We start from the raw sequence: 14,823 nt of genomic DNA, 5'->3' as shown, positions 1-14,823 counted from the left end.
CCGGGACTGGTCCCGAAGGCTGTAGGCCTCGGGTGAGACGAGCCCGGTACGCCGACTTCAGGACGATGTTCGGTGGCGTGGGTGAATCCGCTCGCGGGCGGGTGAGGAGCTCAGCGGCGGCGGTCGGCTACGGTCGGGTCGTGCTGCTGCCTGAATCGTCGGTGCCCGGGGCGGACCTGCCCGTCCGGGCCGTCCTGCCTGCGACGGTCGACGCGGTGCGGTCCCGCGGCACCGCTGTGCTGGTCGCGCCGCCCGGGTCGGGGAAGACCTCGCTGCTGCCGCTCGCGCTGGCCGACGCGCTCGAGGGCACGATCCTCGTCGCCGAGCCGCGCAGGATGGCGACCCGCGCGGCGGCGGCCCGGCTGGCGATGCTCGTCGGCGAACCGCTCGGGCAGCGGATCGGCTATGCGATGCGCGGTGAACGCAGCGGCGGCAAGGGACTCCGTGTCGAGGTGGTGACGACAGGGCTCCTCGTCCGGCGTCTGCAGCGGGACCCGGAGCTGCCAGGGGTCGCCGCGATCGTGATCGACGAGTGCCACGAGCGGCACCTCGACGCCGATCTGCTGCTCGCGCTCTGCGTCGACATCCGGGCGAACCTTCGGGACGACCTGGCGATCGTCGCGACGTCGGCAACGGCGGACACGGTCCGGCTGAGCCGCGCGCTGGGCACCGACGTCCCGGCGCCCGTGGTCACCGCGTCCGCCGCACTGTTCGACGTCGCGGTCGAGTGGGCGCCGCCCCCGGTCCCCGTGCCGTTGCTGCCCGGTGGGCGGGTAGACCCGCGCCTGCTGGACCACGTCGCCGCCGTCGTCCGGCGTGCACTGACCGAGAACGAGGGCGACATCCTCGTGTTCGTCCCGGGGGAGGGGGAGATCAACGGGGTGACCCGCCGGTTGGCCGGGCAGAACGTCCTGCCGTTGTTCGGCCGCCAGTCACGCGCTGAGCAGGACCGCGCCCTGGCGCCGTCCGCCACCCGTCGGATAGTGGTGACGACGTCGGTCGCGGAGAGCTCGCTGACCGTGCCAGGGGTCAGGGTCGTGGTCGACGCTGGTCTTGCCCGGGAGCCGCGGACCGATCAGTCCCGCGGCCTCGGTGCGCTGGTCACCTGCCGGGTCTCGAAGTCGTCGGCCGACCAGCGAGCGGGCCGCGCCGGGCGGGAGGCGCCCGGCCGGGTCTATCGGTGCTGGTCCGCGACCGACCACGCGCGTCTCGACGATCATGCGGCGCCGGAGATCGCGATCGCCGACCTGGCGGCCTTCGCCCTCGACCTCGCGGCGTGGGGTGCGCCCGCTGGTGCCGGTCTGACCTTGCTCGACGCGCCGCCGACGCCGGCGATGACCGCGGCCACCGAGCTGCTGCGCCGCATCGATGCCACCGACGACGACGGCCGGATCACCGAGCGGGGCCGGCGGATGACGGCGATCGGGGCGCATCCTCGCCTTGCTCGTGCGCTGCTGGACGGCACGCCGCGGGTCGGCGCCGACCGGGCTCGCGAGATCGTCGCGATGCTCTCGGACGACTCCGGCCGTAGCTTCGGCGACGATCTACCGGCCCGCTGGCGGGCCCTGCGCCGTGGCGAGGACCGCGGAGCAACGGCCCGTTGGCGAGAAGAGGCGAAGCGTCTCGGCCGAGGTGCGAGTACCGGCGACCCGTCGGGTGGGCAGGCCGGCCGGGGGACGCGCGGAGTACCTGATGATCTCGCGGTGGGGATCGTCGTGGGGCTGGCGTATCCGGACCGGATCGCGCGGGCCCGGGGGACCGACTCGGCGACCTACCAGATGTCCGGCGGCACGGGTGCCGCGCTGGATCCGCAGTCGCCGCTGCGGACCACGACCTGGCTGGCGATCGCGGTCGCCGACCGGGCACCCGGTCGCGCCGACGCCAGGATCCGTTCCGCGGCGCCGATCGACGAGCAGACCGCCCGAGACATCGCAGGCGACCTTCTCTCCACCACGGACCAGATCCGCTGGGACGACGGCCGGATCGTGACGCGGCGCGTCGAGGCCCTCGGCGCGATCGTGCTGGGCGACGTCCCGCTGGCGAAGCCCGACCCCTTGCTCGTCCAGGCGGCCGTCCGCGACGGCCTCCGGCGCAACGGCCTGTCCGTGCTGCGCTGGTCCGAGGCCGCCCTCGCCCTGCGGGAGCGGCTCGCGTTCTGCCACGCCCACCTCGGCGCCCCGTGGCCCGCCGTCGACGACGAAGCGCTGCTGGCCGATCTCGACGGCTGGCTGGGTACCGAGCTCGCCTCGGTGCGGGCCGCGCGCGATCTTGCCCGCATCGACGTGGCCTCGGCCCTGAGGCGACTGCTGCCGTGGCCCGCGGCGGCCCGGTTCGGCGAGCTTGCACCGGAACGGCTCCGAGTCCCCTCGGGCTCTGAGGTCCGGCTCGCGTACGACGGCGTCGAGCCGCCGGTCCTCGCGGTGAAGCTGCAGGAGGTGTTCGGCTGGACCGCCACGCCGGCCGTCGCGGACGGTCGTGTCCCGGTCGTCCTGCACCTGTTGTCGCCCGCACAGCGACCGGTCGCGATCACGAGCGATCTCGCCTCGTTCTGGAGACAGGCCTATCCCCAGGTCCGAGCCGACCTACGAGCCCGCTACCCCCGGCATCCGTGGCCGGAAGATCCGCTGAGCGCCGTCCCGACCAGACGGGTTAAGCCTCGCCAGTGAACCGGGCTGCCCTGATCAGTACGTATGCACCGTCTGAGCCGCCAACGCGATCCTCCCGATAGCGTCAGGCGGGACATGGACCGTCCGTCGAAGGGGATCCGATGAAGGCCGACCACTACGACGAGTTCGCAGCCAGCTACGACGCCGAGAACGCCGGGAGCCTGCTCAACGCCTGGTACGAACGACCGGCCATGCTCCGACTCGCGGGCGACGTGCGCGGTCGCAAGATCCTGGACGCGGGCTGCGGCTCCGGACCGCTGTCCGCCGAGCTGCGCGACCGCGGCGCCGAGATGACCGGGTTCGACGGCAGCCTCGCGAGGATCGAGCTCGCCCGCCGCAGGCTCGGCGACGACGTCCCGCTGACCCTCGTAGACCTCGCGCGGCCGCTGCCCTACGCGGACGACACCTTCGACGACGTCGTCGCCTCCCTCGTTCTGCACTACCTCGAGGACTGGCAGCCGCCGCTGACCGAGCTGCACCGGGTCCTCAAGCCCGGCGGCCGCCTCATCCTCTCTGTCAACCACCCGCTCGTGCGCCCCTTCCTCTTCCCGGACGAAGACTATTTCGCTTCTCTTCGCTTCTCGGCAGTACTCGGAGGACTACGAGTTCGCGGGCCAGCCAGGGACGCTGACGTTCTGGCACCGCCCCCTGCACGCGATGACCGACGCCTTCACCGCTGCGGGGTTCCACATCGCGTCCGTGGCCGAACCTGCACCCTCCCCGGACACGCCGTCCGAACTTCTCCCGCCACGCATCGCGAGCGGAGAGCGGACCGGCTTCGTGTCCTTCCTCTTCTTCGTCCTCGAGGCCCGCTGAGACCCCCACGTTCTGTGAACAGGTGCGGCCTGCCGCCGCGAGCTTCGTTGTCATCTGACGGGTTCGGCAAGACTCAGCCGTCGGAGCCATGTGGTCGCATCGAGGTGGCCCGCCCGGCGGTTGCCCTCCGAAACCGCTCCGGTGACCACCCCGTGGTCGTCACACACCGGCGGTCCGCTTCTTCAGCCTGCTGACCAGCGGCGGTAGCACCAGGCCGAGGCCGGCCACCGACCACAGCACGATGCTCAGCATGCTGTCGAAGAGCACCGACGGGTCGCCCTCGGAGATCTGCAGCGCGCGCTGCAGCTGGGTCTCGAACAGCGGGCCGAGGATGAGCCCGACGATCGCGGGGGCGACCGGCACGTCCGCCATCGTCATGAGCACCCCCAGCAGGCCGATCACATAGAGCAGCAGCAGGTCCGCGAACCCACCGCCTGATGCGAGTGCACCGAGGGTGGCGAACACCAGGATGGCCGCGTAGATGGCGTAGGCAGGGATCTGCAGCAGCCGTGCCCAGACACGGGCGAGCGGCAGATTGAGCACCAGGAGCATCAGGTTGCCGATGAAGAGCGATGCCAGCAGGGCGTAGACGAGCGGACCGGACTCGCTGAAGAGCTGTGGGCCTGGCTGCAGCCCGTAGGACTGGAAGGCCGTCAGGATCACCGCCGCCGTCGCGGAGGTGGGCAGCCCGATGGTCAGCAGCGGCACCAGCACGCCGGCCGCTGCGGCGTTGTTGGCCGCCTCGGGACCGGCTACGCCTTCGATGGCCCCGTGCCCGAACTCGTCCTTGTGCTTTGAGAGGTTCTTCTCGGTGGCGTAGGAGAGGAACGTGGGGATCTCCGCGCCGCCGGCAGGGAGGGCGCCGATCGGGAACCCGAAGGCCGTGCCGCGCAGCCAGGCGGGCCAGGAACGTCGCCAGTCCTCGCGGGTCAGCACGGCACGACCCTTGAGCGGGGTCACGGTGCCGCCGCCCCCGCCGCGCAGCGCGTGGGCGAAGACCTCGCCGATGGCGAAGAGCGCGATGACGACCACGACGACGTCGATCCCGTCGAGCAGGCTCGGCAGCCCGAAGGTCAGGCGGGCCTGGCCGCTCTGCGACTCGATACCGACCAGGCCGATGGTGAGACCGATGACGAGCGAGGCGAAGCCCTTGAGCGGCGAGGCTCCGAGCAGGCTCGCGACCGTGACGAACGCGATGGCCATCATGGCCACGTAGTCCGCAGGCGTGAATCCGACGGCGATCTCTGCGAAGGGCTGCGCGACGAAGGTCAGCAGGATCGTGGCCATCGTGCCGGCCACGAAGGATCCGATGGCCGCGGTCGCCAGTGCCGACGCGGCGCGTCCGGACCGGGCCATCTTGTTGCCCTCCATGGCCGCGACCATGGAGGCGGACTCGCCGGGAGTGTTCAGCAGGATGGCAGACGTCGAGCCGCCGTACATCCCGCCGTAGTAGACGCCGGCGAACAGGATGAGCGCGCCGGTCGGTTCGAGCCGGAAGGTCAGCGGCAGCAGGAGCGCCACCGTGAGGGCAGGGCCGATGCCCGGGAGCACGCCGACCGCTGTGCCGATGGTGACGCCGAGGAGGGCCCACAGGAGGTTGATCGGCGTCGCCGCGTCGGCGAAGCCGTCCAGGAGGAGATTGAAGGATTCCATGTCAGGCCTTTCCTAGAAGCCCCACGGGCCTGCGGGCAGGGAGATGCCGATGACCACGTCGAAGCCGAGGAAGACCACCACGGCGACGCACCAGCCGACGACGTACGAGCGCACGCGTGACGGGGCGCCGAGGACGATGGCGACGGTGCCGAAGAGCAGGGTCGTGGACACGACATAGCCGAGGTAGGGGACGACGAGCGCGAAGGCGATCAGCACCGCGAGGAGCACCGCTGCGCGCTTCCAGTCCTTGGCCGAGGTCTGCGGGTCCTTGCGCCAGGCGCCCAGGTCCCGTCTCGCCCGGAGTGCCAGGACCGTGCCGACGACGAGCAGGAGCGCGCTGACCACCCACGGGACGGTCGCCGGACCGATCCCGAGGCCGCCGTTGTCGAGCTGGAGCGCCTGTACGAGGACGACGACACCGAGGACGACCACGAGCGCGCCGAGGATCATGGTCGCCAGCGCCGTGCGCCGCTGATCGGTCCCGTCGCTCATCGCTGCTCCTCGCTCAGGCCGAGCTCGTCGACGATCTGAGTGGTGCGCACGATCTCGTCGTCCAGGAACGTCTCGAACTGCGGTCCTGCGAGGGCGACGTCGCCCCAGCCTTCGCGCGCGAGGGTCTCCTGCCACTCGTCGGTCTCGGTCATGGCCATCACGAGGCTCTCCAATGCTTGCTCCTGCTCGGTGGTGATGCCGGCCGGCGCGACGACGCCGCGCCAGTTGGTGAGCTCGACGTCGATGTCGGACTCGCGCAGCGTGGGTACGTCGGGCAGCACGCCGACGCGTTCGGCGCTCGAGACCGCCAGTGCCCGCATCTGACCGGCGTCGATCTGTGCCTTGATCTCGGAGATCCCGGAGATGCCCGCGACTGCGCTGCCCGACAGCAGCGTCGCGACGGCCTCACCACCGCCCGAGTGCGCGATGTAGTTGACGTCACCCGGGTTCAGCTCGAGGTCCTTCGCGACCAGCCCCGCGAGGATCTGCTCGGCGCCGCCCGCGGAGCCGCCGGCGAAGGAGACGGACGAGAGCTGGTCGCGCATGCGGTCGGCCAGGTCCTCCATCGTCATGATGTCCGACTCGGCCGGGACGACGATGACCTGGCTGTCCGTTGTCAGCCGGGCCAGGGGAGTGACCTCGTCAAGGGTGTTGGCCGAGCCGTTGGCCGCGATCGCGCCGACCATGATCAGCCCGGTCGTCATCAGCTGGTGGCTCTGCCCGTCGAGCTGGGCGAACTGGCTGAGTCCGATCGTTCCGCCCGCGCCGCCGACGTTGTAGACCTCGGTGCGGCCGGCCAGCTCCTTGAGCGACGCCTGCATCGCCCGCGACGTCTGGTCCCAGCCGCCACCGGGGTCGGCGGGCGCCATGATCTTGAGCTGCTGGTCGCCCAGCGCCTCGTTGGTGACGTCCGCCGCGCCGCCGCGTACGACGGTCACGACGACGAGCACCACCGCGAGGACAGCGGCGACGACGTAGGGGAGGGGGCCGGCCAGGCGGCGGCCACGTTTTTCGGACGGCGCGGTACGCCCTTCGTCCTGTGTGGCTGGTGGGGGCATCGGGGCCTCTCATGGTCGGAACGACGTTGATCACAACCTTGCATGCCTTTGTATACAGACGTATTCTGCCGAGCACAACCTTGGGCGGGCATCGTGACCGCCCCAATATGCGAGGAGCGCGCATGCCGGAGCAGATGGATTCGTACGACGTCGTCGTGGTCGGCGGGGGCAACGCGGGGCACAGCGCCGCGCTCTCGGCTGCCGAACGGGGACGGCGGGTGCTGCTCCTCGAGAAGGGCGTTCGCGGGGAGCACGGGGGCAACTCCTTCTACACGGCCGGTGCCATGCGGGTGACGCACGGCGACGTCGGCTCCGTACGGGACCTCGTGGACGACGACGACCGGCTCGACACGACGGTGCTGCCCGCCTACACGCGCGAGGACTACCTCGCCGACATGGAGCGGGTGACCGGCGGTGCCAACGACGCAGAGCTCACCGCCCGGCTCGTCGAGGACAGCGAGCCGACGATGCGCTGGCTCAAGGGGCACGGCCTGCGCTTCCGCCTGATGTACGAGCGCCAGGCCTACCTGAGCGAGCGAGGGGACGACGAGGGAAGGTTCGTGTTCTGGGGCGGGCTCGCCCTCGGCAGCACCGGTGGCGGCAAGGGTCTCGTGGAGCAGCACGAGGCGGCGGCCGCCCGCGCCGGGGTCGAGGTGCGGTACGGCTGCGCGGCCACCGAGCTAGTCGCAGAGGACGTGCGCGTCACCGGCTTGCGCTACACGGACGCCGCGGGCGTGGCGGGCGAGTTGCGCGCCGAGTCCGTGATCCTGGCGGCGGGCGGCTTCGAGGCCGACGCCGCGATGCGGCGCGGGCACCTCGGCGAGGGCTGGCAGCGCGCCAAGGTGCGGGGCACCCCGCTCAACACCGGTGACATGCTGCGGGCCGCGCTCGCGATCGGCGCCGAGGCGTACGGCGACTGGTCGACCTGCCACTCCGTGGCGTGGGACGCGGGCGCCGACGACGTGGGCGACCGGGAGGTGACCAACCAGCTCACCCGTGGTGGATATCCCCTGGGCATCGTGGTCAACAGGGACGGCAAGCGGTTCCTCGACGAGGGCGCGGACTTCCGGAACTACACCTATGCGAAGTACGGCGCGCAGATCCTCGCCCAGCCCGGCGGCGTCGCCTACCAGATCTTCGACGCGACCACGCGGCCGATGCTCCGTTCCGAGGAGTACGACGCGGCAGGTACCTCCGTGGTGAGCGCTGACAGCGTCGAGAAGCTGGCCGCCGCTCTCGGCCTCGACGAGGCGTCGCTGGCCACCACCGTGCGTGAGTTCAACGCCGCCATCGACCGGTCGGTGCCCTTCGACGCCGCGGTCAAGGACGGGCGGCGCGCGGACGTCGAGCCGCCGAAGAGCAACTGGTCGCTCCCCGTGGAGACGGCGCCGTATTATGCGTTCCCCGTGACCTGCGGCATCACGTTCACCTTCGGCGGCCTCCGTGCCGACACCAACGGCCGCGTCCTGAGAGAATCAGGCGCGCCGATCGACGGGCTGTTCGTGTGCGGAGAGATGCTCGGCGGTCTGTTCAGCGGAAACTATCCTGGCGGCACCGGCCTGGTGTCGGGCGCCGTGTTCGGGCGGCGGGCGGGCAGCCTCGCCTGAGTGGTGATCGTTCGCGTCCGTCGTTCGGGTAGAGCAGGTGGAGAGGGAGGGTGGCGGTGGCCGAGGAACAGCGCGGCAAGGTGGGCGCCGCGGCGATCTACGACGGTCTTCGTGCCGACATCCAGGACGGGTCGCTGCGGCCCGGCGAACCGATGCGCGAGATGGCGATCGCGGAGCGCTTCGGTGTCTCGCGGACACCGGTACGAGAAGCGTTGCGCCGGCTTGAGCACGACCGGATGCTGGCATCGTCGTCGCGAGGGCTGGTGGTGCGCGAGGTCGATCCGGACGAGGTGATCCAGATCTACAACGTCAGGATCCTGCTGGAGGGGGAGACGGCGGCCGAAGCCGCGGAGAGCCGCACCGAGGCCGACCTGCTGCGCCTCGAGTCCCTGCTTGACCGCGACCGTTCGCTCGAGGACCCGGACGACGGCGCACGCGCGCTCACCAACATCGAGTTCCACGAGGCGATCTGGACGGCTACGCACAATCCCGTGCTCCAGGACATCCTCCGGCGGCTCACCGTGCACCTCGTCCGCACACCGCACTCCACGCTGTCGGTGACGGGACGCTGGGAGGAGGCGCTGGACGAGCACGCCGCACTCATCGACGCCGTCCGCCGCCGCGATGCGGGCACCGCTCGCTCGCTCGCGTCCGCCCATATGACCAGGGCCAGGGAGATCCGTCTCGACCTCCTGCGCCGCAACGTCGTCACGGCGCTGCACTGACCACGCTCCCGAGAGGACATCGCATGACCGGGTACCTACCGGACGCGGCTGACCAGCACCTGCCGTCGACGACGTCGACATCCTCGGCGGACGGTCCTGGCACCACGTCCCTCGGGGACGACTGGGTGCCGGGACCGGACGGCATCCGCGAGCGTTCGGCGGCCCGCGTCATCCTGGTGAACGACGCCGGGCGTGCGCTCGTGATGCGTGGGCACGACGTGAACCAGCCCGAACGCTCCTGGTGGTTCACGGTGGGCGGTGGCATCGACCCGGGGGAGACCCCGGAGCAGGCCGCGCTCCGCGAGACCCGCGAGGAGGCCGGCATCACGCTCGCGCCTGAGGACCTGGTGGGGCCGGTGCTCACGCGGACCGGCATCTTCGACTTCTTCGCGGAGACGTGCCGCCAGTACGAGGTCTTCTACCTCGTGCGGGTCCAGGACGCGCTCGAGGTCAACGCTGACGGCTGGACCGACGCCGAGCGCGAGCTGCTCGACGAGATGGCCTGGCTGACGGCGGCGGAGCTGCGCGCGCAGCCGCTGGAGGTGTTCCCGCCCGAGCTGCCGGACGTCGTCGACCATCTCGTGGCCGGGTGGGACGGGCAGGTCCGGCACCTGGGCGAGCAGTTCGACGACTGAACGGAACGCACGGTGTAGACGCGCGTCTACACCGTGTTTTTAGGATGCTGTCATGAAGACAGTCGGAGCCCGCGAGCTGAAGCAGAATCCGCACACGGTGATCTCGATCTGTACGAGTTCGATCCAGATGAGGCGTACGGCGCCAGCATCTTGTCCCGGGCTGAGCTCGAGTTCGGCATTCATGCCGCCAGGAACCCGTACGACCTAGCCGAGCGGACCCGCCGGATCAACGATCTCGACCAGCGATTCGCCTGGGTCGAGCTCGACATCGAGTCGACCCGCTCGTACGGCGTCGTCGCAGCGGGCGCGAGAGCGACCGGCGCGAAGGTGCGCAGCAAGGACGCCCTCATCGCGGCTCAGGCGCACAGGCACGGCGCTGCGGTGATGACGGCCAACATCGACGAATTCAAGCCCTTTGATCACCTCGTCGAAGTCATCCCCCCAGCTCGCCGGAAACCTTGAAGCCGGTTCACCGCTCGACATCTGGCAGGCACGGGCCGGTCCGCGGATGGCTGGCGAAGCGTCGTAAGATGGATGGTTGTGGCAACCCCGACCGTTGGAGTCCTCGCCCTGCAGGGCGACGTCCGTGAGCACTTGACCGCCCTGGAGTCCGTTGGCGCGCACGCCGTGTCCGTCCGGCGTCCTGCCGAGCTGGCCGCCGTCGACGGGCTCGTGATCCCCGGCGGGGAGTCCACGACCATCGACAAGCTGCTGCGCATCTTCGAGCTGCGCGACCTGCTGCAGGCCCGGATCAAGGAGGGCCTGCCGGTGTACGGCTCGTGCGCCGGGATGATCCTGCTCGCCGACCGGATCCTGGACGGCACCGCCGACCAGCAGACCGTCGGCGGCATGGACGTCGTCGTGCGGCGCAACGCGTTCGGGCGGCAGGTCGACTCGTTCGAGACCGACCTCGACCTCGTCGGCATCTCCGACGGCGGTCCGGTACGCACCGCGTTCATCCGCGCCCCCTGGATCGAGGAGGCCGGGCGCGACGTCGAGGTGCTCGCGCGCATCCCTGCTGTGGATACGCAGGGCCGTCCTGTGGCGGCCGCCGGTAGGATCGTCGCAGCACGGCAGGGTCCGCTGCTCGCCACCGCATTCCACCCCGAGATCACGGGGGACACGCGTGTGCACGGGCTGTTCGTCAGCATCGTTGCGGGCGGCTGAGCGGATTCCTCGCTACCGTACGACGCCATTGAAAGTGCCATCGGAAACGCAAGGAGTCAGGTAGAGGTATGTCAGGTCACTCCAAGTGGGCCACGACCAAGCACAAGAAGGCCGCGATCGACGCCAAGCGCGGCAAGCTCTTCGCGAAGCTGATCAAGAACATCGAGGTCGCGGCGCGCACGGGCGGCGGCGACATGGCCGGTAACCCGACGCTGTTCGACGCGGTGCAGAAGGCGAAGAAGTCGTCTGTGCCGAACGACAACATCGAGCGTGCACTGAAGCGCGGTTCCGGCGAGGGCGCCGACGCCGTCGACTACCAGACGATCATGTACGAGGGCTACGGCACCAACGGCATCGCCGTGCTGGTCGAGTGCCTCACCGACAACAAGAACCGCGCGGCCTCCGAGGTGCGCCTCGCGTTCAGCCGCAACGGCGGCAACCTCGCCGACCCGGGCTCCGTGTCGTACCTGTTCTCCCGCAAGGGCCTCATCGTGGTGCCGAAGGCCGACGGCGTCGGCGAGGACGAGGTCATGCTCGCCGCGCTCGACGCCGGCGCCGAGGACGTGACGGACCAGGGCGAGGTCATCGAGGTCCTGACCGAGGCCACCGACCTGGTGTCGGTGCGTACGGCCATCCAGGAGGCCGGCATCGAGTACGACTCCGCCGACGTGATCTTCCACCCCTCCATGCAGGTCGAGGTGGACGTCGAGGGCGCCCGCAAGGTCATGCGCCTGATCGACTCGCTCGAGGACAGCGACGACGTGCAGAACGTCTACGCCAACTTCGACGCGAGCGACGAGGTCATGGCGGCGCTCGACGAAGAGGAGTGACGTACCCGCTGGTCGGGACCGCCCCCCCGCTGGTCGAGCCTGTCGAGACCGTGCCCGGCGTCGTGAGAATCTGACGCCATGCGCGTTCTAGGAGTCGACCCCGGCCTGACTCGGTGCGGCGTCGGCGTGGTCGACTCCCTGCCCGGCCGCAAGGCACGGATGGTCGCGGTCGGGGTGATCCGCTCCGACCCCGACCAGTCCACCGACCTGCGGCTCCTGAAGATCGCCGAGGGACTGGACGGGTGGCTCGACGAGCACGTGCCCGACGTCGTGGCGGTCGAACGCGTCTTCGCGCAGCACAACGTGGGCACGGTGATGGGGACCGCCCAGGCTGCGGGCCTGGCCATGGTGGCAGCGGCCCGCCGGGGCATGCCCGTCGCGCTGCACACGCCGTCAGAGGTGAAGGCAGCGGTGACCGGTTCGGGCCGCGCCGACAAGGCGCAGGTGACCACCATGGTCACGCGCATCCTCGACCTGGCCGAGGCGCCGAGGCCCGCCGATGCCGCCGACGCGCTGGCGCTCGCGATCTGCCACCTGTGGCGGCCCGCCGGCGCCCTGCAGGGCGGGGACCGGCACGAGCTCACCCCCGCCCAGCGGGCCTGGGCCGCGGCGGAACAGGCCGCCAAGCAACGCCCGAGGCGCTGATCTGCTGGCGATGACCCACCGGTGACCGGCCGGTCGGCGGTCTGCGGCGTGGCCCGCTTCCTGGCATGGCCGGCCTTGTTAGGCTCCTCGCACGAACGTTCGATCAGGTCTCGGCAGGTTCAGCCGCCAGAGGGCATCGACCGTGCCCGGGACGTACAGAAGGGGGAGCCCGTGATCGCCTCGCTGACGGGAACCGTCGCCCACGTGGGCCTCGACCGAGCGGTGGTCGACGTCGGCGGCGTCGGCTACCTGGTGCACGCCACGCCCACCACGCTGGCCGGGCTGCGCGTCGGTGAGACGGCCGGGGTAGCGACCAGCATGGTGGTCCGAGAGGACTCGATGACGCTGTACGGGTTCGGCGACCCCGACGAGCGCGACGTGTTCGAGGTGGTGCAGACCGTGTCCGGCGTCGGGCCGCGCCTGGCGCTGGCGATGCTCGCCGTGCACACGCCGGACGCGCTGCGCCGTGCCGTCGCCGGCGAGGACCTCGCCGCGCTCACCCGCGTGCCGGGTATCGGCAAGAAGGGCGCCCAGCGCATCGTTCTCGAGCTCGGCGACCGGCTCGGGCTGCCGTCCGGGGCGCCGACGGCGGAAGCCTCGGCGGGCCCTGCCCTCGGCGCCGCCGCCGACCACTCCGAGCGCGTGGTCGAGGCCCTCGCCGGTCTGGGCTGGCCGGCCAAGCAGGCCGACGACGCCGTCGCGAAGGTCCTGGCCGAGGCAGGGACCGACGCCGTGGCCGCAGACGACGTAGCCGGCACGCTCCGCTCCGCGCTACGTCTGCTGGGAGGCCACCGTGGCTGAGGTCTCGACGGGCTCGACCACCGGGGCAGAGCCGAGCACAGGAACCGGCTCGGCCGGCGGCCGGATCGTCGCACCGAGCGCCGACGAGATCGAGCGCGCCGCCGAGGCCGCCCTACGCCCCAAGCGGCTCGACGACTTCGTCGGCCAGCGGGTCGTGCGCGACCAGCTCTCCCTCGTGCTGCAGGCGGCGGTCGCGCGCGGCAACCCGCCGGACCACGTGCTCCTGTCCGGCCCGCCCGGGCTCGGCAAGACCACTCTGGCCATGATCATCTCGGGCGAGCTGGACGCGCACATGCGGCTCACCAGCGGGCCCGCCATCCAGCACGCGGGGGACCTCGCCGCAGTCCTGTCCTCCCTCGAGGAGGGGGACGTGCTGTTCATCGACGAGATCCACCGCCTGGCCCGCCCCGCCGAGGAGCTGCTGTACGTCGCGATGGAGGACTTCCGGGTCGACGTCATCGTCGGCAAGGGCGCCGGCGCATCAGCGATCCCCCTCGCGCTGCCGCGGTTCACCGTCGTCGGCGCCACCACCCGCTCCGGTCTCCTGCCCGCCCCGCTGCGGGACCGCTTCGGGTTCACGGGCCATATGGACTACTACTCGCCCGAGGAGCTGGAGCGCGTGATCCTGCGCTCCTCCGGGCTGCTCGGCGTGCACCTCGAGCACACCGCGGCGCACGAGATCGCCGGCCGCTCGCGCGGTACCCCCCGCATCGCCAACCGGTTGCTGCGCCGCGTGCGCGACTGGGCGCAGGTGCGCGGCGACGGCCGGCTCGACCTCCACGCCGCGAAGTCGGCCCTCGAGGTCTACGAGGTCGATCCCATCGGCCTCGACCGCCTCGACCGCGCGGTGCTCACCGCGCTGTGCACGAGGTTCGGCGGCGGTCCCGTGGGGCTCAGCACGCTGGCCATGACCGTGGGCGAGGAGGCAGAGACCGTCGAGACGGTCGCAGAGCCCTACCTCGTCCGCGAGGGCCTGGTCGGCCGCACTCCCCGTGGCCGCGTGGCGACCGCCGCGGCCTGGGAACACCTGGGGCTCACGCCGCCCGCCCAGCCGTCCGGGCGCGGCCCCGAGACCCCCGCCGCGGGAACTTTGCTCGACCCCTGACGTTGTTCCTGTGGTGCCCGTCGCAGGGGTATCCGAGGATTCGACCCCGAGCACTACACTGGGTTGGATCCTCGTCGTACTTGCGCGACGCACGTGAGTGCACATCCGACCCAGCAATCGAACAGGACCATCCACCGTGGACCCCACAATGCTCATCCTCATCGCGATCCTGCTCGCGGTGATGTTCTTCATGTCCTCCCGCACCCGCAAGCAGCAGCGTGAGGCAGCGGAGTTCCGCAACAACATCACGGCCGGGACCAAGGTCATGACCGCGTCCGGCATGATCGGCACCGTGATCGACGTCGACGAGTCGACCGATCAGGTGACCATCGAGTCCTTCCCGGGCAGCCCCACGACGTGGCTCCGTGCCGCCATCTCCAAGAAGGTCGAGGAGCCCGTCGCCGACGACGTGGACACCGACGACGAGGCCGATGAGTCCGACGTCACAGAGGAGAGCGAAACGGCAAGTACGATCAGGCCCGACGCGACCGACGTTCCCGACGACCTGTCAGACCTGGACACCGCCAAGCGCGAGTACCAGGAGCAGCAGCGACGGGACGCTGACGCGGACGGCAAGTGACGGCCGCGCCGTCCGGTGAACCCGGACGGCGCCGAACCCGCGT

The 14,823-nt window shown here is 70.9% G+C and carries 15 protein-coding genes and 1 pseudogene; 13 read left to right on the top strand and 3 right to left on the bottom strand.

What is annotated here, in order from left to right:
- Window positions 1-140: 140 nt before the first annotated feature.
- The 3 genes and pseudogenes from hrpB to APR04_RS13550 all read left to right on the top strand — a co-directional run bounded on the left by hrpB (window position 141) and on the right by APR04_RS13550 (window position 3,482).
- A complete protein-coding gene (gene hrpB, locus APR04_RS13560) occupies window positions 141-2,666 on the top strand; it encodes an ATP-dependent helicase HrpB (RefSeq protein ID WP_253871069.1) in 2,526 nt (841 codons plus the stop codon).
- A 101-nt stretch (window positions 2,667-2,767) separates the two neighbouring features.
- Window positions 2,768-3,172 (top strand): annotated as a pseudogene (locus tag APR04_RS13555) (class I SAM-dependent methyltransferase); the annotation flags it as partial.
- 151 nt (window positions 3,173-3,323) lie between these two features.
- The gene (locus tag APR04_RS13550) at window positions 3,324-3,482 is read left to right on the top strand and encodes a hypothetical protein (RefSeq protein ID WP_253871349.1); all 159 of its coding nucleotides are present in this window, start codon (window positions 3,324-3,326) and stop codon (window positions 3,480-3,482) included.
- 159 nt (window positions 3,483-3,641) lie between these two features.
- Here the strand turns inward: APR04_RS13550 and APR04_RS13545 are convergent, their stop codons facing one another.
- The 3 genes from APR04_RS13545 to APR04_RS13535 are packed head-to-tail and all read right to left on the bottom strand — an operon-like array spanning window position 3,642 to window position 6,685.
- Window positions 3,642-5,135 (bottom strand): tripartite tricarboxylate transporter permease, encoded by a 1,494-nt coding sequence (locus tag APR04_RS13545; protein WP_253871067.1) that lies wholly within the window; start codon window positions 5,133-5,135, stop codon window positions 3,642-3,644.
- 12 nt (window positions 5,136-5,147) lie between these two features.
- Entirely contained in the window at window positions 5,148-5,627 is a 480-nt protein-coding gene (locus tag APR04_RS13540) for a tripartite tricarboxylate transporter TctB family protein (protein WP_253871065.1), read from the bottom strand.
- Complete coding sequence (locus APR04_RS13535; protein ID WP_253871063.1) at window positions 5,624-6,685, bottom strand: Bug family tripartite tricarboxylate transporter substrate binding protein; 1,062 nt, start codon at window positions 6,683-6,685, stop codon at window positions 5,624-5,626. Before APR04_RS13535 ends, APR04_RS13540 begins: the two co-directional genes overlap by 4 nt.
- 122 nt (window positions 6,686-6,807) lie before the next feature.
- Between APR04_RS13535 and tcuA the strand changes: the two genes are divergently transcribed.
- The 10 genes from tcuA to yajC all read left to right on the top strand — a co-directional run bounded on the left by tcuA (window position 6,808) and on the right by yajC (window position 14,780).
- Entirely contained in the window at window positions 6,808-8,292 is a 1,485-nt protein-coding gene (tcuA, locus tag APR04_RS13530) for an FAD-dependent tricarballylate dehydrogenase TcuA (RefSeq protein WP_253871061.1), read from the top strand.
- A gap of 56 nt (window positions 8,293-8,348) precedes the next feature.
- Window positions 8,349-9,017, top strand: coding sequence for a GntR family transcriptional regulator (locus APR04_RS13525; protein ID WP_253871059.1), 669 nt, complete (start codon window positions 8,349-8,351; stop codon window positions 9,015-9,017).
- A gap of 23 nt (window positions 9,018-9,040) precedes the next feature.
- Window positions 9,041-9,652: an NUDIX hydrolase gene (locus tag APR04_RS13520; protein ID WP_253871057.1), complete on the top strand. Its 612-nt coding sequence runs from the start codon at window positions 9,041-9,043 to the stop codon at window positions 9,650-9,652.
- Between the two features lie 33 nt (window positions 9,653-9,685).
- Complete coding sequence (locus APR04_RS13515; RefSeq protein WP_253871055.1) at window positions 9,686-10,114, top strand: PIN domain-containing protein; 429 nt, start codon at window positions 9,686-9,688, stop codon at window positions 10,112-10,114.
- 72 nt (window positions 10,115-10,186) lie between these two features.
- Window positions 10,187-10,819, top strand: a complete 633-nt coding sequence (gene pdxT / locus APR04_RS13510) for a pyridoxal 5'-phosphate synthase glutaminase subunit PdxT (protein WP_253871053.1) — start codon at window positions 10,187-10,189, stop codon at window positions 10,817-10,819.
- A 68-nt stretch (window positions 10,820-10,887) separates the two neighbouring features.
- The gene (locus APR04_RS13505; RefSeq protein WP_253871051.1) at window positions 10,888-11,649 is read left to right on the top strand and encodes a YebC/PmpR family DNA-binding transcriptional regulator; all 762 of its coding nucleotides are present in this window, start codon (window positions 10,888-10,890) and stop codon (window positions 11,647-11,649) included.
- Between the two features lie 78 nt (window positions 11,650-11,727).
- Window positions 11,728-12,294 carry a crossover junction endodeoxyribonuclease RuvC gene (gene ruvC / locus APR04_RS13500; protein ID WP_253871049.1) on the top strand — a complete coding sequence of 189 codons (567 nt, stop codon included), beginning with the start codon at window positions 11,728-11,730 and terminating at the stop codon, window positions 12,292-12,294.
- A 171-nt stretch (window positions 12,295-12,465) separates the two neighbouring features.
- Entirely contained in the window at window positions 12,466-13,095 is a 630-nt protein-coding gene (ruvA, locus tag APR04_RS13495; protein ID WP_253871047.1) for a Holliday junction branch migration protein RuvA, read from the top strand.
- Window positions 13,096-13,159: 64 nt separating this feature from the next.
- On the top strand, window positions 13,160-14,200 hold the full coding sequence (gene ruvB / locus APR04_RS13490) for a Holliday junction branch migration DNA helicase RuvB (protein ID WP_253871333.1): 1,041 nt from the start codon (window positions 13,160-13,162) through the stop codon (window positions 14,198-14,200).
- A 136-nt stretch (window positions 14,201-14,336) separates the two neighbouring features.
- On the top strand, window positions 14,337-14,780 hold the full coding sequence (gene yajC / locus APR04_RS13485; RefSeq protein ID WP_253871045.1) for a preprotein translocase subunit YajC: 444 nt from the start codon (window positions 14,337-14,339) through the stop codon (window positions 14,778-14,780).
- Window positions 14,781-14,823 lie beyond the last annotated feature (43 nt).

This window comes from Promicromonospora umidemergens (genome assembly GCF_024171995.1).
Classification (GTDB): Bacteria; Actinomycetota; Actinomycetes; order Actinomycetales; family Cellulomonadaceae; genus Promicromonospora; species Promicromonospora umidemergens.
Note: the sequence above shows the minus strand (reverse complement) of the source record. Positions and strands in the feature narration are given on the sequence as shown.

What these genes read in the sequence shown, in the direction of transcription:
- ruvC (WP_253871049.1), top strand. Translation starts at nt 11,728, where the DNA reads ATGCGCGTTCTAGGAGTCGACCCCGGCCTGACTCGGTGCGGCGTCGGC.
- APR04_RS13535 (WP_253871063.1), bottom strand. Translation starts at nt 6,685, where the DNA reads ATGCCCCCACCAGCCACACAGGACGAAGGGCGTACCGCGCCGTCCGAA.
- APR04_RS13520 (WP_253871057.1), top strand. Translation starts at nt 9,041, where the DNA reads ATGACCGGGTACCTACCGGACGCGGCTGACCAGCACCTGCCGTCGACG.
- tcuA (WP_253871061.1), top strand. Translation starts at nt 6,808, where the DNA reads ATGCCGGAGCAGATGGATTCGTACGACGTCGTCGTGGTCGGCGGGGGC.
- APR04_RS13550 (WP_253871349.1), top strand. Translation starts at nt 3,324, where the DNA reads ATGACCGACGCCTTCACCGCTGCGGGGTTCCACATCGCGTCCGTGGCC.
- pdxT (WP_253871053.1), top strand. Translation starts at nt 10,187, where the DNA reads ATGGTTGTGGCAACCCCGACCGTTGGAGTCCTCGCCCTGCAGGGCGAC.
- APR04_RS13540 (WP_253871065.1), bottom strand. Translation starts at nt 5,627, where the DNA reads ATGAGCGACGGGACCGATCAGCGGCGCACGGCGCTGGCGACCATGATC.
- APR04_RS13505 (WP_253871051.1), top strand. Translation starts at nt 10,888, where the DNA reads ATGTCAGGTCACTCCAAGTGGGCCACGACCAAGCACAAGAAGGCCGCG.
- APR04_RS13545 (WP_253871067.1), bottom strand. Translation starts at nt 5,135, where the DNA reads ATGGAATCCTTCAATCTCCTCCTGGACGGCTTCGCCGACGCGGCGACG.